The organism is Micromonospora sp. NPDC051543, from assembly GCF_044454415.1.
Classification (GTDB): Bacteria; Actinomycetota; Actinomycetes; order Mycobacteriales; family Micromonosporaceae; genus Micromonospora.
Genome location: NZ_JBITDT010000007.1, coordinates 319,265 through 336,476, shown reverse-complemented (window position 1 = coordinate 336,476; position 17,212 = coordinate 319,265). Strand labels below are relative to the sequence as shown.

Here is a 17,212-nt window from a genome sequence, read left to right as displayed (position 1 = left end):
CCGGTCAGCCGACACACCGGATCAGCGCGGCATCGCCGGCCCGGCGCGCCAGGTCAGCGCGGCGGCAGCGTGACGGTCACCGCCACCGGCAGATGGTCGCTGGCCTCGCCACGCGGCGCGACCGGGTCCGCCGCCGTCAGACCGGGTGAGACGAAGACGTGGTCGATCTGCTGCCGGGGGTCGTCGGCGGGGCTGGTCGCCAGCGGCCGGGCGGCCGCCAACGCGTCCACCAGACCCGCCCCCGTGAACTGGCCGAACGCCTCGTCACCCGGCTCGGTGTTCAGGTCGCCGGCCACGACGAGCGGACGGCCCGCCGCGTACCGGAGGGCGAAGTCGGCGACCGCACGGGCCTGGACCACCGGCCCCCGGCCGGGCGGCGGCTGGAGGTGGGTGCTCACCACGGCGGCACGCACGTCGTCGCCGAGGTCGAGGGTCACGGCGAGCGCCTGCGCGCCGGTCGGCGCCCCGACGGCCGGCAACGGCAGGGACTCCGGCGCGGTGACCGGCCAGCGGCTGAGCACCGCGTCACCCCACACCGGGTCGGCGGCCGGCCCGAAGACGTACGGCATGCCGAGCCGATCGGACAGCAGATCCAGCGTGTCGTGGCCGCCGTTGAGCAGCCAGCCCCGGTCCACCTCGCTGAGCAGCACGACGTCCGGTCGCTGCCGGTCGATCGCGGTGGCCAGTCCGGCCAGGTCGAACCGGCCGTCCAGGCCGAAGCCCATCCGGATGTTGTACGCCACCACCCGTAGCCGCTCCGGCGGGCCCTCCCGGTTGCTGGCAACCGGAAGTTCCTCGTTGACCAGCGGCGCGAGCAGGGCCAGCGCGGTCACCACGGCCGTGGTCGGCAGGGGCGCCAACGGTCCGTGGAGCCGGCGGCGGATGGGACGGGCCGTCACCGCCACCACGGCGACCACGCCGGCCACCACCACCGGCACGGCGGCGTTGGGGTAGCCGAGGTCGTAGGCGGAGTAGTAGCCGATCGAACCGACCACGAAGACGAGCATGCCGGCGGCCACCGCGTACCCCCGGCGAGCCGCCGCCCGCCGTCCCTCCCCCGCCTCGCCGGCCTCGTCCGTCCGGACCCGGTCGGGGTCGGCGCTGTCGATCAGGCCCGCGCTGTCGGTCGGGCCGGCGCTGTCGGTCGGGCCCGCGCTGTCGGTCCGGCCCGCGCTGTCGGTCCGGCCGGCGCTGTCGGTCGGGCCCGCGCTGTCGGTCGGGCCCGCGCTGTCGGTCGGACCCGCGCTGTCGGTGAGGGCCAGGCAGGCGCCGAGGCCGACGGCGCTGAGCAGCATGGCCGCGACCAGCAGGTCGCCACGATCGAGGGCGAAGAGCACCGCGCCCGCCAGCAGGGCCACCGGCCCGAGTGGGCGGGTCCACGGCCGGGTCGAGCCCGCCAGCGCGGCCAGCAGGAATCCGGCGACGGCGACCGGCACCGCCGCCAGGCCGAACAGCGGCGAACGGGCGACGGTCCCATCCGCTTGCAGGTACGACATCCCGGCCTGTGCCAGGGCCGGCGCGAGGGCCACCATGCCGGACAGCAGCAGCGTCGGCCCGAACAACAGCCACGATCGGGCCCCGCCCGGGCCGGGCGGCGCGGCGGGCAGGGTGGTGCCGAGCAGAAACAACGCCACCGCGACGACGCCGAGCAGCCAGGCCGCCCAGCCGCCGTGCCAGACGAGGTCGTAGGTGTCCAGCAGCGCGTGCCCAACGGCGTTGACCGCCAGCCCGAGCGCCAGCCCCGGCACCGGGCGGTCGGTGCCGGCGGCGACGCCGACCAGCCACACCAGCCCGGCCATCAGGCCCGCGGTGGCCAACCAGAGCTGCGGGCGGCCGCCCGGGGTCGCGGTGAGCGCGAGCCGGGTCACGGCCAGCACGACGGCCGCGGCGACGGTCACCGGGCGGGTACCGAGCCGACGGACCAGCGCCGGCGCGGCCAACGCCAGGACGAACCAGCCGAGCGCGAACGCGCCCATCAGCTCGGCCGGAGTGGAGGCGGCCTGCCCGAAGATGGTGATGATGCCGGGTAGCCAGACGCGCAGCACGTCGATGAGCAGGATGACGCCCAGCGCGAGCGATGAGGTGGTGAGCTGGCGGTAGCGCACCGGCGCCCCACTTCCCGTCGACGGACCGACTCGAAGGGGGGAGCCGGCACGGCGATTCTGCGCGTACCGCCCGGTCGGGTCAACGGTTCCGACACGCACGAGGGGCGTCCACCACGCGGTGGACGCCCCTCGCAGCTCGGTCGGTCAGCGCTTGCTGGCCGCCTTCTTGGCCGGAGCCTTCTTCGCCGGAGCCTTCTTGGCCGCCGTGCTCTTGCTCGCCGCCGCGGTGGTCTTCTTCGCCGTGGCGGACTTGGTCGCCGCGGCGCTCTTCTTCGCCGGGGCGGTCTTCTTGCTGGCGACCGTCTTGGTCGCGGTGGTCTTGCTCGCCTTGGCCGGGGCGGTCTTCTTGCTGGCCGCCTTCGTGGCCGTGGTGGTCTTGCTCGCCTTGGCCGGGGCCGTCTTCTTGCTGGCCGCCTTCGTGGCGGTGGCCTTGGTGGCGCTGGCCTTGGTGGCGGTGGCCTTGGTGCCCGTCGCCTTGGCGCCGGCCGCCTTCGCCGTGGTGGTCGCCGTCTTCTTCGCCGCCACCGTGGCCTTCGGCACCTTGCCGCTGGCCACCATCTCCTTGAACCCGGCGCCGGGACGGAAGGTCGGGACGGACGTCTTCTTGACCTTCACCGCCTCGCCGGTACGCGGGTTGCGCGCTGTTCGTGCGCCACGGACACGCTTTTCGAATGCTCCGAATCCGGTGATCGCCACCTTCTCGCCCTTGGTGACCGCCGCCTGGACCTCAGTGAGGACCGCGTCGAGCGCGGCCGTCGCCGTTTTCCGGTCCCCCAGGCGAACGGCGAGCGCCTCGATGAGCTCGGCCTTGTTCACGACTTCCTCCCGATTGTGCAACTGACTCGACGCGAGCCATTCTGCGCGCACCGTATGCCCTGTAGTGCCTGGACACAAACATTCGGCGGAAAAAATCCCTTGTGTCGTAACGGATTCGCCCCCACCGGTTGGACCGGTGAGGGCGAAATCCGATGTGCAGTACGCGTACGGCTATGCCACGGAGGGCAGGAACGGCGGTCGGCTGGCCTCGTAGGAGTCGATGTCGGCGGCGTGTCGGAGGGTGAGTCCAATGTCGTCCAGGCCCTCGATCAGCCGCCAGCGGCTGAAGTCGTCCAGCGGGAACGACCAGGTCGCGTCCCCGGCCCGGAGCTGTCGGGCGGTCAGGTCGACGGTCACCGGCGTGGTCGGATCGGCCTCGACGAGATCCCACAACTCCTCGACGGCTTTCAATTCCAACTCGACCGGCAGCAGGCCCTCCTTGAGTGCGTTGCCGCGGAAGATGTCACCGAAGCGCGGGGACACCACCGCACGGAAGCCCCAGTCCCGCAGCGCCCAGACCGCGTGCTCACGTGAGGACCCGGTGCCGAACTCCGGTCCGGCGACGAGGATCGACGCCCCGGAATAGGTTTCATCGTTGAGCACGAATGCCGGGTCTTCCCGCCAGGCGTTGAACAACCCGTCGGCGAAGCCGGTACGGGTCACCCGCTTGAGGTACACGGCCGGGATGATCTGATCCGTGTCCACGTTGGACCGCCGCAGTGGCACGGCCGTACCGGTGTGGGTGGTGAACTTGTCCATCTCGTCGGTCCCTTCTACAGGTCGGCGGGGGCGGCCAGCCGGCCGACCACGGCGGTGGCGGCGGCGACCGGCGGGGACACCAGATGGGTACGTCCGCCCCGGCCCTGCCGGCCCTCGAAGTTGCGGTTGGAGGTGGAGGCGGAGCGCTCGCCCGGCTTGAGCGTGTCCGGGTTCATGCCCAGGCACATCGAGCAGCCGGCGAACCGCCATTCGGCGCCCGCATCGGCGAAGACCTTGTCCAGACCCTCGGCCTCGGCGGCCTCACGTACGGCGGCGGAGCCGGGCACCACGAGCATCCGCACCCCGTCGGCGACCTGGTGCCCGCGCAGCACGTCGGCGGCGGCCCGCAGGTCCTCCAGACGGCCGTTGGTGCAGGAGCCCACGAAGACCACGTCGATGGGCAACTCCCGCAGCGGGGTGCCGGGGCGCAGATCCATGTACTCCAGGGCCCGGCGTGCGGCGGCGCGCTCCGCGTCGGTGGTGAACTCCTCCGGGTCGGGCACCGGCGCGCTCAGCGGCGCGCCCTGGCCGGGGTTGGTGCCCCAGGTGACGAACGGCGTGACGCGGCTGGCGTCCAGCGTCACCTCGGCGTCGAAGCGCGCGCCCTCGTCGGTGGGCAGCGTCCGCCACCAGGCGAGCGCCGCGTCCCAGTCGGCGCCCTGGGGCGCGTTCGGCCGACCCTTGAGGTACGCGAAGGTCGTCTCGTCCGGCGCGATCATGCCGGCCTTGGCGCCCCACTCGATGGACATGTTGGCGATGGTCATCCGCCCCTCCATGGAGAGGTTGCGGATCGCCTCGCCGCGGTACTCCACGATGTGCCCACGACCACCGCCGGTGCCGACCTGGGTGATCAGCGCGAGCACCAGGTCCTTGGCGGTGACGCCCGGCGCGAGCTGGCCGGTGACGTTCACGGCCATCGTCTTCGGCCGGCTCTGCGGCAGCGTCTGGGTGGCCAGCACGTGCTCCACCTCGCTGGTGCCGATGCCGAAGGCGAGCGCCCCGAACGCGCCGTGGGTGGCGGTGTGCGAGTCGCCGCAGACGATCGTCAGACCCGGCTGGGTGAGCCCGAGCTGCGGGCCGATGACGTGCACGATGCCCTGGTTGTCGTCGCCGAGCGGGTGCAGCCGCACCCCGAACTCGGCGCAGTTGCGGCGCAGCGTCTCGATCTGCGTACGCGACGTCGGGTCCGCGATGGTGAGCAGGTCACCACGGCGGGACCGGAACGCCGGATCGGCGTACCCGGTCGGGGTGTTGTGGTCCTCGGTCGCGAGGGTCAGGTCGGTACGACGCACCCGGCGCCCGGCGAGCCGGAGCCCGTCGAACGCCTGCGGGCTGGTCACCTCGTGCAGCAGGTGCAGGTCGATGAAGAGCAGGTCCGGCTCACCAGCGGCGGACCGTACGACGTGCGCGTCCCAGACCTTCTCGGCCAGGGTCCTCGGCTCAGGAGTGACTCCCACCATCTGGACATCCTAAATTCTGGGAGGTAAGTTTCGGCTTGTGGGACACAGTATGAGTGGTGTCGGCGTTCTCGACAAGGCGGTGGTCATCCTGGCCGCCTGTGTCGACGGCGCCAGCCTTGCCGAACTCGTAGAACGCACCAAGCTGCCCAGAGCCACCGCACACCGGCTGGCGCAGGCTCTGGAGATCCACCGGATGCTGGTCCGGGACACACAGGGCCGTTGGCGCCCCGGGCCTCGGCTCGGCGAGCTGGCCAACGCCGCGCCGGACGTCCTGCTGACCGCCGCCGAGCCCCTGCTCGCCGCGCTGCGCGACGCCACTGGTGAGAGCGCCCAGCTCTACCTGCGCCGCGCCGACGAGCGCATCTGCGTGGCCGCCGCGGAGCGCGCCAGCGGCCTGCGGGACACCGTCCCGGTAGGTTCGGTGCTGCCCATGACGGCCGGTTCGGCGGCGCAGATCCTGCTCGCCTGGGAGCCGCCGGAGGCGGTGATGCCGCTGCTCCCACGCAGCAAGTTCACCGGCCGCACCCTGGCCGAGGTACGCCGCCGGGGCTGGGCGCAGAGCGTCGCCGAGCGGGAGGCCGGTGTGGCGAGCGTCTCCGCGCCGATCCGCGACCGCACCGGCCGCGTGATCGCCTCGATCAGCATCTCCGGCCCGATCGAACGCCTCGGCCGCCGCCCCGGCGAACGCCACGCCATGGCCGTGGTGCGAGCCGGCCAACGCCTCTCCGGCCTCTAACCCCGCCCCCGCGCCCCTCACCCGCTTGCCCGCGGTGATCATGAAGTTGTTGTCACGACACGCCGACACGGGTGGCAATAACTTCATGATCAACGGGACGAGCCGGGCCGGAGCCCGACCGAGGGCGGGCGGGCGGGAGTCACCCCAGACCGGGTCCCGCCGACCCCGCCGGCCAACCCCTCCCGCCGACTTCCCCCGCTCGCCCCCGTTGATCAAGAGGATTGCGTCACGACACGCCGTTCCCGATGACGCGAATCTCTTGATCACCGAGGTGGGCCGGGTGGGCCGGGATATGGAAAAGGCTCACCTCGCGGAACGAGGTGAGCCTTTGGTTGTAGCCCCGACCGGATTCGAACCGGCGCTACCGCCTTGAGAGGGCGGCGTCCTGGGCCGCTAGACGACGGGGCCAGAACTTTCCTGTTCACCACCCTCGCGGGCGGCGCGGCTTGTAGTCTAGCGGCACCGCCCGCGAGGGCGAGAACCGGGTGCGGGGCAACGGCCGCACCCTCGCGGCCCAGATCGACTCGGGTTTCGTGAACTCGGGCTGTCAGCCGGCCCAGGACACCACGATTTCATGCAAGCCGAGTCGATCAAGCCAAGCCAGGCCGCGACCGACCGGCAGGCCACGACAACCCAGGCCACGAACAAGCCAGGCCACGAACAAGCCAGGCCACGAACAAGCCAGGCCACGAACAAGCCAGGCCACGAACAAGCCAGGCCACGAACAAGCGCCAGGCGGCGGACACGAAGCAGCCCGCCTCACCGTAGTGAGACGGGCTGTGCACGATGTAGCCCCGACCGGATTCGAACCGGCGCTACCGCCTTGAGAGGGCGGCGTCCTGGGCCGCTAGACGACGGGGCCAGAACAACTTTCGCTCCCCCACCCTTGCCGGGCGGAGGAGCTGCACTCCATCGGAGACCACTCTCCGCCCCCGTAGGGACGGAGTCGAACTCCGTCAGAATCCAGCGTCCGGGATTCTCGCGAATCCCAGCTGCGCTGGGGTACCAGGACTCGAACCTAGACTAACTGAACCAGAATCAGTCGGGCTGCCAATTACCCCATACCCCATCGGCCCCTTGCGGCGCCGGGAGTGAACATTACCCTCCCGGTGCCGGCAGGCCAAATCCGATCCCCCCGAAACACCCTTGAGCTGCGGAAACAGGGGCATCAGACCGATCAGGCGACGGGGACCACCGGGTTGCTGAGCTCGCCGATGCCCTCGATCCGCACGGAGACCGTATCCCCCTCGACGAGCGGACTAACCCCCGCCGGGGTGCCGGTGAGCACCACGTCGCCGGGCAGCAGCGTCATCACGTGCGAGATGTACGACACCAGGCCGGGCACGTCGAAGACCATGTCCTTCGTTCGGCCGAGCTGGCGTACCTCCATCTCGTCGGGGTTGCGACCGACCTCACACCGGATCTCCAGGTCGGAGACGTCCAGACCGGTGGTGATCCACGGCCCGATGGGGCAGAACGAGTCGAAGCCCTTGGCTCGGGTCCACTGCCCGTCGGAGCGCTGAAGGTCCCGGGCGGTCACGTCGTTGGCGCAGGTGTAGCCGAAGATGGCGCGTTCGGCGGCGGCGCGGTCAGCCCGGCGGGCGCCCGGAGCGCCGATCACGACGGCCAACTCCGCCTCGTGCTCGACCTGCTTGGAGAAGATCGGCAGCCGGATCGCGTCGCGCGGCCCGATCACCGAGGTGGACGGCTTGAGGAAGAGCAACGGTTCCTTGGGCACGTCGTTGCCGAGTTCGGCGGCGTGGTCGGCGTAGTTGCGGCCCACGCAGACCACCTTGCTGGGCAGGATCGGCGAGAGGAGCCGGACGTCGGAGAGGGCCCAGCGGGCCCCACTGAAGGAGAGTTGGCCGAACGGGTGACCCTCGATCTCGGCGATGGTCAGGCCCTGTGGCCCGGCCTCCGGTTCGCCCTCGACGGCTCCGAACGACATTCCCTTGGCATGAGCGAAACGAGCGATACGCACCCGGCCAATCTAGCCCCGCTTACGCGTCCACCGGCCACAACGCCTGGCGGGTGTGCGCAACCCGTCAGTGTCGCGGCACTTTAGCGCAGCTCGGGACGGCCGAGGCGGAATTCCGCACTTCGTACCCGCACGGTGGCCGGGCAGCCCTAGCGTCGGCTCCGGAGGTTCGTTCGTATGCCTGCATCGACACGACACCACAGAGCCCTCGCAGTGTTCGTACACTGCCTCGGCATCCTCGCCGCCGTGCCGGCCCTGCCCGCGGCGGCCCCGGAGGCGGCGGCCGCGCCACGACCGGCGGCCGTCACGCCACCGCCAGCCGCGCCACCACCGGCGGCCGTCACGCCACCGCCAGCCGCGCCACCACCGGCGGCCGTCACGCCACCGCCAGCCGTGCCACCACCGGCGGTCGGCACGCCACGACCAGCCGCGCCGCCGCCCACGACCGGGCCGACGGCGGTCGGACCGCCGGTGCCGGTGGCCGCGCGGGCGACCAGCGCGGAGCCCACGCCGCCCTCGGCGCCACCGGCGGTGGCGACGCCCACGCGGGCCGTCGTTCCGGCGCCCCCGCCTCCGGTCACGGTGGCGGTAGCGCCGGAGAGCAGTCCGGCGCCGCGTTACCGGATCCACGTTCGCAACGTGGGCAACTCGCCGGTCGACACCACGGTGCGTCAGGAGTTGCCGTCCGGATCGTCGGCGACCGCGATCAGCGCGGGCGGCCGGTCCAGCCGGTCCGGCGGGTCGACGGCCGAGGTGACGTGGCGGTTGCGGTTGCCGGCCCACAGCAGCACGACGCTGGGCACGGCCCTGACGGCGACCGCGCCGGGTCAGCCGTTGACCGCGCCGGCCTGCGCGTTCACCAGTGACGGCAGCCGGCCGTACGACTGCGCCACCGCCACCTGGCAGGCGGCGGCCGCAGCCCCGGCGGCGGAGGCCACCGAGGCGCCGCCGTGGCGGCGGTACCCGGTGCTGCTGGCCGGGTTGGGGATCCTGCTGCTGATCAGCGCCGCCGTGGCCTGGGTGTGGCGTCGACGACGGGGACGCCAAGGTCGACGGATAACCGCGGCCGCCCTGGCGGACGGTGGACGCGGAACGATCTACCCGCGCCCGGCGACGCCGAGCCCGAGCCGACGCCGGCGTACCCCGCCGGTCTGGCTGCTGGTCAGCGGCGCGGTGGTGGTCCTGGCGGGGGTGATCGGCACGGCCGGCTGGACGGCGACCCGGCAGGTCTCGTCGATCGACACCCAGAAGCAGCCGACCAGTGGCGCGTGGCGGGGTACCGGGGTCGCCGGCCCGATGGGCGTGCCGCTGCGGGAGTCCGCGTTCGAGTTCACCGTCTACCGGATGACGTGCGGCGTGGCGGGCAGCGCGGCCACCGCCCCGGGGGCCAGCGCACCACCGCCGGGCGCGCGGAGCTGTCAGGCCACCGTGGGGGTGCGCAACCTCACCGGGTCGCAGCAGCCCTGGCACGGCCAGTTGCAACGCGCCTACCTGCCCGGCAACCGCTGGGTGAGTACGGACGAGTCGGCCACCCGGGCGGCCAACCTGGGGCGGGACGTCTTCGCCAACCCGGTGGCCGCGGGCAGTCGGGTGGTGCTCCCGCTGGTCTTCACCGTCGACGGGCGGGACCCACCCCGGCAGCTGGAGCTGCGCAGCGGGGTGTTCTCGGCCGGCGTCCGGGTGCAGATGCCCTGACCGGCGTGCGGGCGGCGGTCGTACCCTGGGTTCCGTGACCGCCGCCCTCGCCCCCGCCGTGCTCGACGTGGCGACCTGGCAGGCCCGTCGCCGGGCCCACGAGGAGCGGGCGGACGCCTGGCTGACGCCGCACCTGGCGCGGCGGCGTCGTGGCGAGCGGCATCCGGTGGAGGACTTCCTCTTCACCTACTACTCGCACCGGCCGGCCCAGCTACGCCGCTGGCATCCCGGCGCGGGCGTCGAGCTGCGCGACGCCGACCCGGCCGAGTTCGGCCGGGACTACCGCGCCACGTCCGCCGGGGTCACCCTCGACACCGAGGGGGTACGCCTCAGACGCGCCGATTCGATCGCGTGGATCCGTTCGCTACTGGCGGCCACGGCGGGCCGGGCGCCGCACTTCGGCTGCTTCGGGATGCACGAGTGGGCGATGGTGTACCGGCAGACCCGCGAGGAGCTGCGTCACAACGCCTGGCCGCTGCGGCTGGCCCCGGAGCGGACCGCCGAGGTCGTCGAGGAGCGCGGTGTGCGGTGCAGCCACTTCGACGCGTACCGGTTCTTCACTCCGCCGGCCCGGCCGTTGAACGTGCTCAATCCGACGCGCGAGACGCAGCACGCGAACGAGCAGCCGGGCTGCCTGCACGCCAACATGGACCTCTACAAGTGGGCGTACAAGCTGTCGCCCCTGGTCCCGTCCGAGCTGGTGGCGGACTGTTTCGAGTTGGCCCGAGCGATCCGCACGCTGGACATGCGGGCCAGCCCGTACGACCTGGCGGCGCTCGGTCATCCGCCGGTGCGGGTGGAAACGCCGGAGGGTCGGGCCGAGTACGCGACGGCGCAGCGCGGGTTCGCCGACCGCGCGGCAGTGCTCCGCGACCGGCTGCTCGCCGCCATCCCCTAGCGCACGGGGTGTCAGCGCGGGCGGGCCCGCAGGCCGTCGAGGAGCAGCGCGACCACCGCGGCCAGGTCGTCGTCGAGGCCCGGCTCGTCCCACTCCGTCCGGTGCGACGGGTGATGGAAGCGTGCGGTGGCCTGCAGCAGCGCACGGCCGGCCACCGCCGGGTCGGGCACGGTGAACTCGCCGGCAGTCACCCCGTCGGCGACGATCAGACTGAGCTGACCGGCGAGGACCTCCAGGTGGTTGGCGACCGCCCCCTCGGAGAGCGTGGCGAGCTGGTGGAAGTTGTCGAACAGCTCCGGGTCCTCGCGGGCCATCCGTCGCTTGGTGCCGCTCAGTTCGGCCAGCCACCGGCGCAACCGCTCGGAGGCCGGACCGGTTGCGGTGGCGACGTCGACCAGCGGGGTCGACACCCGGGCCAGCCAGCGTTCGGCGACCGCCTCGCGCAGCGCGGCCTTGCTGGCGAAGTGCCGGTAGACGCTGCCGTGGCTGACGCCCAGCGCGCGGGCCACGTCGAGAACGGTGGCCTTCGCCGGGCCGTACCGGCGCAGCACCTCCTCGGCGGTGTCGAGGATGCGGTCGGCCGTCAGGGCGGTGGCGTCGCTCATCGTCCCAGCCTTCCTGACGACGTCGCCGGTCGTGGCGCGACCCCCGGCCCGGCTGTCGCGCCACGACGGAGCGGTCATGCCCGCTCGCTGTCCAGCATCGCCATCTGCACGTCGCCGTAGCGGCTGCCGGCCACCGCGTCGGAGGGTACGGCGGCCTCGATCGCGGCCAGGTCCGCCTCGGTCAGGGTGACCGTGGCCGCGCCGAGCGCCTCGGTCAGCCGCTCCCGGCGGCGGGCGCCGATCAGGGGAACGATGGTCTCACCCCGGGACAGCACCCAGGCGATGGCGATCTGCGCCACGGTGACGCCCCGCGCCTCGGCGACGGCGCGCAGGGCGTCCACCAGCGCGAGGTTGCGGTCCAGGTTCGCGCCCGTGAACCGGGGCAGGTCGGCGCGGAAGTCGCGGGCGGTCGTCTGGCGCTGCGGCGTCCAGTGACCGCTGATCAGTCCCCGGGACAGCACCCCGTACGCGGTGATGCCGACGCCCAGCTCGCGGGCCGTGGGCAGGATCGTGGCCTCGGGGTCGCGGGAGATCAACGAGTATTCGATCTGGAGATCTGCGACGGGGTGCACCGCGTGGGCCCGTCGCAGCGTCTCCGCGTTCACCTCGGACAGGCCGATGTGCCGGATGTGGCCGGCCTTGACCAGGTCGGCCAGGGTGCCCATCACGTCCTCGACCGGCACGTCCGACGGGAGCCGGGCGGGGCGGTAGATGTCGACGTGGTCGGTGCCGAGTCGGCGCAGCGTGTACGCCAGGAAGTTCTTGATCGCGACGGGTCGGAGGTCGTGGCCGATCCAGTTGCCGTCGACGTCGCGCAGGGAGCCGAACTTGACGCTGATCACCGCGTTGTCGCGGTTGCGACCGCGCAGGGCGTCGCGAAGCAGCATCTCGTTGTGGCCCATGCCGTAGAAGTCGCCGGTGTCGAGCAGGGTGATGCCGGCGTCCAGGGCGGCGTGGATGGTGGCGATGCTCTCGGCCTCGTCGGCGGGGCCGTAGAGGTCGGACATGCCCATCAGGCCGAGCCCGAGGGCGGAGACGGTGGGGCCGTTGCTGCCGAGGGTGCGGGTGTCCATCGGTCTTCCTCTCACGTGGGGTACCCGGATGACAGTACACCAATCGGCTGACAGATTCCAGATTCTGTCATTCAAAGGCAGGATGGGTCGTCGAGATGACGTCGGGTTAAGCTACTCGCCGTCCACGCGGCGGTCGCGCTTGCGCTGCGACTGGCGCTTCTTCTCGGCCAACCGGCGCTCCTTCGCGCCCCGCGACGGCCTGGTCGCCCGACGCGGTGGCGGGGGCGGCGCGGCGGCCTCGCGCAACAGCGCGACCATCCGCTCGCGGGCCGCCTCCCGGTTGGCAAGCTGCGCCCGGTGCTCGCTGGCCGCGATCGTCAACACGCCGTCCACCAGGCGGTTGGCGAGCCGTTCCAGCGCCCGCGACCGGATCCAGTCGGGTACCGACGGCGAGTTCGCCAGGTCGTAACTCAGCTCGACTCGGGAGTCGGCCGTGTTCACGCCCTGCCCACCAGGGCCCGACGAACGGGAGAAGCGCTCCCGCAGCTCCCCGGCGGGGACGACCCACCGGTCGGTCACCCGCAGTCCGTCGTCCACGCCCCGAGGCTAGCCCGCCGGGAGTCGCAGCGGGTCACCGGTGCGAAGGCTCATCCCGCGTCGTTGACGAGGTGGACGAGGTGGGCGCCGGGCCGGCGGTCTCGTCGTCCGAACCCGCCGCCGCGTACGCCACCGCCCCGAACAGCAGCAACCCCACGACCGCGGCCTTCACGGCCACTCCGCGGACCAGCCCCCACGCGCCTCGGCGAGCGCCGGGCACCGATTTCTTCGCGGTCTGGTAGTCGGTCCACCCGCGCCGTGCCCGGGCGTACGCCGACCCCACCGCCCATCCGATGATCAGGCCCACCAGCAGGAGGACCGTGAGAAGAGGACGCTCCACCTCAGCCAGTATCCATATCGAGCGTCATATTTCCATCCTGCGCTGACGTCGGGCCGGATATCCGACACTGAAGGCGGCCGGCAGGGCCGTTCGGGCAGGTCAGCCGCCCTTGCCGATGATCGTGTCGGCGGTCTGCTGGACCTGCTCGATGGGGATGGCGAAGCCGATTCCGATCGAGCCGTTACCGTCGATGGTGGCGATGGCGGTGTTCACGCCGACCACCTCGCCCCGGGCGTTGACCAGCGGCCCGCCCGAGTTTCCGGGGTTGATGGACGCGTCGGTCTGCACCGCGCGGTGCCGGTTCTTGCCCAACCGCACCTGACGGTCCAGCGCGCTGACGATGCCGGCGGTGACCGTCCCGGACAAGCCCAGCGGTGAGCCCACCGCCAGCACAGGCTCACCGACCCGGGTCGCGCCCGGCTTCGCCAGCGGCAGCGGGGCGAGTCCGGCCGACGGTGGCACCTTCAGCACCGCCAGGTCGCTGCCGGCCTCCCGGCCGACCACCTCGGCTTCGTACCGGCGACCGTCGGGCAGCTCCACCGTCACCGGTCCGCCACCCCCCTTGGCCAGGATGTGGTCGTTGGTGACCAGGTGCTGCTGGTCGTCGATGGCGAATCCCGAGCCCGTCGCGGACGCGCCGTTCGCGCCCCCGGCGAGCACCGACACCACGCCGGGCACGGTCCGCTCGGCGGCGGTGACCAGCTCCGCCGGCACCGGCGCGGCGGACGCGGCAGCCGGCCCGCCGGCACCGTCCCGGCTGGCCACCACGCCCCCGGCCAGCGCGCCCGAGACGGCCGAGACCGCCACGATCGCCAGCGCGGCGAGCAACCGACCGGGTCGCCGCCCTCCGGGGTCCCGGCCCGGGCCGGGAGCGTCCCACCATCCTCGCCCGTCCGGATCGAGGTCCGGCGAGATGAACCAGGGACCGCGCGGTTCGCCCAGTCCGGTCTGCACTGCCATGCGTACTCCTCACGGTCGACGTCGGCGCTGCGGGTCAGGGCAGCCGGGAGAACCAGCGCATCGATCCGGCGGCGGCCCCCATCGCGAACACCAGTCCGAGGCCGATGAACCGTGCCGACACGTCCTGGCGTTCGGTGCGGTAGCCGACCGAACTGCCGATGTCGTCGTAGACGGCGCGCAGTTCGTCGACGGTGCTGGCCTCGTGGAACATCCCGCCGGTCTCGTCGGCGACGGCCCTGAGCGTCTGCCCGTCGACCGGCACCTGGATCGGCCGTCCGCCCCGGTCCACGAACCCCGACGGGGTGCCGAAGGAGATCGCGTGCACCGGCACCTTCGCCGCGACGGCCTCCGCCGCCGCCTCCATCGGGTCCATTCCCGAGGTGTTGGCCCCGTCGGACAGCAGGATGATCCGGGCCGGCGGTGGTTCCGTCGCGGCCTCGCTGTCCAGGCTCTTGACCGCTCCGAGTGAGGTGTTGATGGCCTCACCGATCGCGGTGCCCTGCACCCCGGTCACCCCCTCGGCCAGCCGGCCGATGCCCTCGTCGAGGGCGTCCCGGTCGGTGCCCGGTGGCACCAGGACGGCGGCGCTGCCGGCGAACGCGACGAGCCCCACGTTGAACTCGTCGGGCAGGCCCTCGACGAACCGTCGAGCCGCCTGTTTGGCCGCCGCAAGCCGGTCCGGCTCGACGTCGGTGGCGAGCATCGAGGTGGACACGTCGACGGCAACCATCACGGTGGCCCGCTCGCGGGGCACCCGGACCTCGGCGCTGGGCCGGGCGAAGCCGACCACCAGCAACGCCAGCATGGCCAGGAACAGCCCGGCGGGTACGTGCCGACGCCAGGCCGGCCGTTCGGGCGCCACCCGGTCCAGCAGACGCAGGTTGGTGAAGCGGACGGCGTAGCGGGCGCGTCCGCGCTGCACCACCAGGTAAGCGACGACAAGCGCGAGCACGCCCACCAGCAGCCAGAGCCGCAGCGGGGATTCCCAGCTCACGCGGCACCTCCCCGGGCGGCCCCGGCCGGCGCGGCGGCCATCCGTCGCTGGACGTGCACGTGGCGGACGATGTCCGCGCTGACGTCGCGGTCGGTACGCAGCGCCAGGTGTGTCGCACCACTGCGGCGCAACGCCGTTCGGACCTGATCCCGCTGGGCGGCGGCTGCCGCGGCGTAGCGCTCCCGCAGGCGGCGGTCCGATGTGCACACCTCGCGGCGACGGCCGGTCTCCGGGTCGACGAGCGTGATCAGGCCGACGTCGGGCAGTTCCAGCTCGCGGGGGTCGGTCACCTCGATCGCCAGCACCTGGTGGCGCGCGGACAGCCGGCGCAGGGTCCGCTCCCAGGGTGGCGGGTCGGCGGGGTCGTCCGGAAGGCCGTCGAGGAAGTCGGAGACCACCACCACGAGTCCACGCTGGTTGGCCACCCGCTGCAACGCGTCGAGCCCGTCGGCCAGCTCCGGAGCCGGCGCGGTCGACCGTTGCCCCGGCCCATGGGCGGGCGCGCTGGCGCGCGGGGCCGCGAGCAACGCCCGCAGCAGGCCGAGCAGATGGGTACGCCCGCAGCGGGCCGGGAAGCGTCGCATCCCGTCGGCGGTCAACACCTGGGCGCCCAACCGGTTGCCGACGCCCGCGGTCAGGAAGCCGACGGCCGCCACGGCGGTCACCGCCAGCTCCCGTTTGTCCAGCTCGGCGGTGCCGAACTCCATGCTGGCGCTGGAGTCGACGAGCAGCCAGGTGGTCAGTTCCCGATCGGCGTCGACCTGGCGGACGTGCGGCACCGCGGTCCTGGCCGTCACCGCCCAGTCCATCCGTCGGACCTCGTCCTCCCCCGGCCGGTACTCCCTGCTGCCGGCGGGTTCGCTACCCGGCCCGGGCAGCAGGCCTCGGTACTGACCGTGCAGCAGGCCGTCGAGTCGCCGGGTGACGGTCAGTTCGAGTCGGCGCAGACGTTGGTCGGGAGTCAGCTCGGCCAGGCCGGGATCGGATGCCGCGCTCACCGACGCACGGGCGGCGCGTCTCATGCCGCCGCCAGGTCGGGCGTCTGCTGGAGGTGCCCGGTGCCCACCCGGGGCGGGGGCACCGCCTCGACGAGTCGCCGGACGATGCTCTCCGCCGAGACCCCGTCGGCCACGGCGTCGAAGGAGAGCACCAGTCGGTGGGACAGGACGTCCACCGCCAACTCCCGGACGTCCTCGGGCAACACGTACTCCCGCCCGCGCAACAGCGCCTGCGCCCGGGCTGCGGCGACCAGGCCCAGCGTGGCCCGGGGGCTGGCGCCGTACGCGAGCAGCGGCGCGATCTCCGCCAGGCCGAACCGGCCCGGGTCGCGGGTGGCGAGGATCAGCCGGACCACGTACTCGGCCAGGGCGTGATGGACGAAGATCCGCTCGGCGAGCCCCTGGAGGTGTCGCAGTCGTTGCGGGTCGAGCACCTGCCGCGCGCTGGGTCGGTCGCTGCTCATCCGGTAGAGGATCGCCAGTTCGTCGGCGTCGCCGGGGTAGTCGACGACCACCTTCATGAGGAACCGGTCGCGCTGCGCCTCGGGGAGCTGGTAGACCCCTTCGGACTCGATCGGGTTCTGGGTGGCCAGCACCAGGAACGGCGTCGGTACGGGCCAACTGCGCCCGCCGATGGAGACCTGCCGTTCGGCCATCGCCTCCAGCAACGCCGACTGGACCTTGGCGGGCGCCCGGTTGATCTCGTCGGCCAGCACGAGGTTGGCCATGATCGGGCCCAGCTCGATGTCGAAGGTCTCCTTCGAGGCCCGGTAGATCCGCGTGCCCACGATGTCGGAGGGGACCAGGTCCGGGGTGAACTGGATCCGGGAGAAGGTGCCGCCGACCACGGTGGCGAGGGTCTGCGCGGCGAGGGTCTTGGCCACGCCGGGCACGCCCTCCAGGAGGCAGTGCCCGTTGGCGAGCAGTGCGGTGAGCAGACGCTCGACGAGCCGATCCTGCCCGACGATCACGCGTTTGACCTCGAAGAGGGTCTGTTCCAGCTCGGCGCCGCTCGGCTCGGGATCGACCGAGGTGGGCATGCTGGCCAGGGTGTCCGAGATGTCCGTCACGGTGCTTGCTTCCCGGCCGGGACCCCCGGCAAACGTGGGATTGTGTGGGCCGGACCGGCCGGGAGCGCCCACAACGGGCACGGGCCGCGCGAAAGAGTGACGAGCCACGCGAGCCGGCCGCGCGGGGTCGAATCACCCACGGGAGCGGCCAGGAGGGCACACCGGTAGACGGCGGGTCACGCGATCCG

Annotated in this window: 16 protein-coding genes and 3 tRNA genes; 3 read left to right on the top strand and 16 right to left on the bottom strand. The window is 72.7% G+C overall.

What is annotated here, in order from left to right:
- Positions 1-53: 53 nt before the first annotated feature.
- The 4 genes from ACIA3K_RS15725 to leuC form a co-directional block, all read right to left on the bottom strand.
- Positions 54-2,105, bottom strand: a complete 2,052-nt coding sequence (locus tag ACIA3K_RS15725) for an endonuclease/exonuclease/phosphatase family protein (protein ID WP_396801681.1) — start codon at positions 2,103-2,105, stop codon at positions 54-56.
- Positions 2,106-2,249: 144 nt separating this feature from the next.
- Positions 2,250-2,921: an HU family DNA-binding protein gene (locus ACIA3K_RS15720; RefSeq protein ID WP_396801679.1), complete on the bottom strand. Its 672-nt coding sequence runs from the start codon at positions 2,919-2,921 to the stop codon at positions 2,250-2,252.
- Between the two features lie 171 nt (positions 2,922-3,092).
- Entirely contained in the window at positions 3,093-3,680 is a 588-nt protein-coding gene (gene leuD, locus ACIA3K_RS15715) for a 3-isopropylmalate dehydratase small subunit (protein WP_357392976.1), read from the bottom strand.
- Positions 3,681-3,694: 14 nt separating this feature from the next.
- Positions 3,695-5,140 (bottom strand): 3-isopropylmalate dehydratase large subunit, encoded by a 1,446-nt coding sequence (leuC, locus tag ACIA3K_RS15710; protein WP_396801677.1) that lies wholly within the window; start codon positions 5,138-5,140, stop codon positions 3,695-3,697.
- Positions 5,141-5,189: 49 nt separating this feature from the next.
- On the opposite strand from leuC, the gene ACIA3K_RS15705 reads away from it, so the two are divergent.
- Positions 5,190-5,876, top strand: coding sequence for an IclR family transcriptional regulator (locus tag ACIA3K_RS15705; RefSeq protein WP_091671614.1), 687 nt, complete (start codon positions 5,190-5,192; stop codon positions 5,874-5,876).
- Positions 5,877-6,211: 335 nt separating this feature from the next.
- On the opposite strand, the gene ACIA3K_RS15700 is transcribed toward ACIA3K_RS15705, so the two are convergent.
- From ACIA3K_RS15700 to ACIA3K_RS15685, 4 genes are all read right to left on the bottom strand, one after another.
- A tRNA-Glu gene (locus tag ACIA3K_RS15700) sits at positions 6,212-6,284 on the bottom strand.
- 381 nt (positions 6,285-6,665) lie between these two features.
- Positions 6,666-6,738, bottom strand: a tRNA-Glu gene (locus ACIA3K_RS15695).
- Between the two features lie 135 nt (positions 6,739-6,873).
- A tRNA-Gln gene (locus tag ACIA3K_RS15690) sits at positions 6,874-6,945 on the bottom strand.
- A gap of 108 nt (positions 6,946-7,053) precedes the next feature.
- A complete protein-coding gene (locus ACIA3K_RS15685; protein WP_357131201.1) occupies positions 7,054-7,857 on the bottom strand; it encodes a fumarylacetoacetate hydrolase family protein in 804 nt (267 codons plus the stop codon).
- 174 nt (positions 7,858-8,031) lie between these two features.
- Here ACIA3K_RS15685 and ACIA3K_RS15680 point away from each other — a divergent pair, with 174 nt between their 5' ends.
- The gene (locus ACIA3K_RS15680; RefSeq protein ID WP_396801676.1) at positions 8,032-9,549 is read left to right on the top strand and encodes a hypothetical protein; all 1,518 of its coding nucleotides are present in this window, start codon (positions 8,032-8,034) and stop codon (positions 9,547-9,549) included.
- Positions 9,550-9,583: 34 nt separating this feature from the next.
- Complete coding sequence (locus ACIA3K_RS15675) at positions 9,584-10,447, top strand: 3-methyladenine DNA glycosylase (RefSeq protein WP_396801674.1); 864 nt, start codon at positions 9,584-9,586, stop codon at positions 10,445-10,447.
- An 11-nt stretch (positions 10,448-10,458) separates the two neighbouring features.
- Here ACIA3K_RS15675 and ACIA3K_RS15670 read toward each other — a convergent pair whose 3' ends face one another.
- The 8 genes from ACIA3K_RS15670 to ACIA3K_RS15635 all read right to left on the bottom strand — a co-directional run bounded on the left by ACIA3K_RS15670 (position 10,459) and on the right by ACIA3K_RS15635 (position 17,024).
- Positions 10,459-11,052, bottom strand: coding sequence for a TetR family transcriptional regulator (locus ACIA3K_RS15670; protein ID WP_396801673.1), 594 nt, complete (start codon positions 11,050-11,052; stop codon positions 10,459-10,461).
- Between the two features lie 74 nt (positions 11,053-11,126).
- On the bottom strand, positions 11,127-12,125 hold the full coding sequence (locus ACIA3K_RS15665) for an aldo/keto reductase (RefSeq protein ID WP_396801672.1): 999 nt from the start codon (positions 12,123-12,125) through the stop codon (positions 11,127-11,129).
- A 111-nt stretch (positions 12,126-12,236) separates the two neighbouring features.
- Complete coding sequence (gene arfB / locus ACIA3K_RS15660) at positions 12,237-12,662, bottom strand: alternative ribosome rescue aminoacyl-tRNA hydrolase ArfB (protein WP_396801670.1); 426 nt, start codon at positions 12,660-12,662, stop codon at positions 12,237-12,239.
- 34 nt (positions 12,663-12,696) lie between these two features.
- Positions 12,697-13,002, bottom strand: a complete 306-nt coding sequence (locus ACIA3K_RS15655; RefSeq protein WP_396801668.1) for a hypothetical protein — start codon at positions 13,000-13,002, stop codon at positions 12,697-12,699.
- 99 nt (positions 13,003-13,101) lie between these two features.
- Entirely contained in the window at positions 13,102-13,962 is an 861-nt protein-coding gene (locus tag ACIA3K_RS15650; RefSeq protein WP_396801667.1) for a S1C family serine protease, read from the bottom strand.
- Positions 13,963-13,996: 34 nt separating this feature from the next.
- Positions 13,997-14,956 carry a VWA domain-containing protein gene (locus ACIA3K_RS15645; RefSeq protein WP_396801665.1) on the bottom strand — a complete coding sequence of 320 codons (960 nt, stop codon included), beginning with the start codon at positions 14,954-14,956 and terminating at the stop codon, positions 13,997-13,999.
- On the bottom strand, positions 14,953-15,978 hold the full coding sequence (locus ACIA3K_RS15640; RefSeq protein WP_396801664.1) for a DUF58 domain-containing protein: 1,026 nt from the start codon (positions 15,976-15,978) through the stop codon (positions 14,953-14,955). The genes ACIA3K_RS15645 and ACIA3K_RS15640 overlap by 4 nt, the downstream gene beginning before the upstream one ends.
- On the bottom strand, positions 15,975-17,024 hold the full coding sequence (locus tag ACIA3K_RS15635; protein ID WP_396801662.1) for an AAA family ATPase: 1,050 nt from the start codon (positions 17,022-17,024) through the stop codon (positions 15,975-15,977). The genes ACIA3K_RS15640 and ACIA3K_RS15635 overlap by 4 nt, the downstream gene beginning before the upstream one ends.
- Between the last annotated feature and the right edge of the window lie 188 nt (positions 17,025-17,212).

What these genes read in the sequence shown, in the direction of transcription:
- leuD (WP_357392976.1), bottom strand. Translation starts at nt 3,680, where the DNA reads ATGGACAAGTTCACCACCCACACCGGTACGGCCGTGCCACTGCGGCGG.
- leuC (WP_396801677.1), bottom strand. Translation starts at nt 5,140, where the DNA reads ATGGTGGGAGTCACTCCTGAGCCGAGGACCCTGGCCGAGAAGGTCTGG.
- ACIA3K_RS15705 (WP_091671614.1), top strand. Translation starts at nt 5,190, where the DNA reads ATGAGTGGTGTCGGCGTTCTCGACAAGGCGGTGGTCATCCTGGCCGCC.
- ACIA3K_RS15680 (WP_396801676.1), top strand. Translation starts at nt 8,032, where the DNA reads ATGCCTGCATCGACACGACACCACAGAGCCCTCGCAGTGTTCGTACAC.
- ACIA3K_RS15670 (WP_396801673.1), bottom strand. Translation starts at nt 11,052, where the DNA reads ATGAGCGACGCCACCGCCCTGACGGCCGACCGCATCCTCGACACCGCC.
- ACIA3K_RS15665 (WP_396801672.1), bottom strand. Translation starts at nt 12,125, where the DNA reads ATGGACACCCGCACCCTCGGCAGCAACGGCCCCACCGTCTCCGCCCTC.
- ACIA3K_RS15650 (WP_396801667.1), bottom strand. Translation starts at nt 13,962, where the DNA reads ATGGCAGTGCAGACCGGACTGGGCGAACCGCGCGGTCCCTGGTTCATC.
- ACIA3K_RS15640 (WP_396801664.1), bottom strand. Translation starts at nt 15,978, where the DNA reads ATGAGACGCGCCGCCCGTGCGTCGGTGAGCGCGGCATCCGATCCCGGC.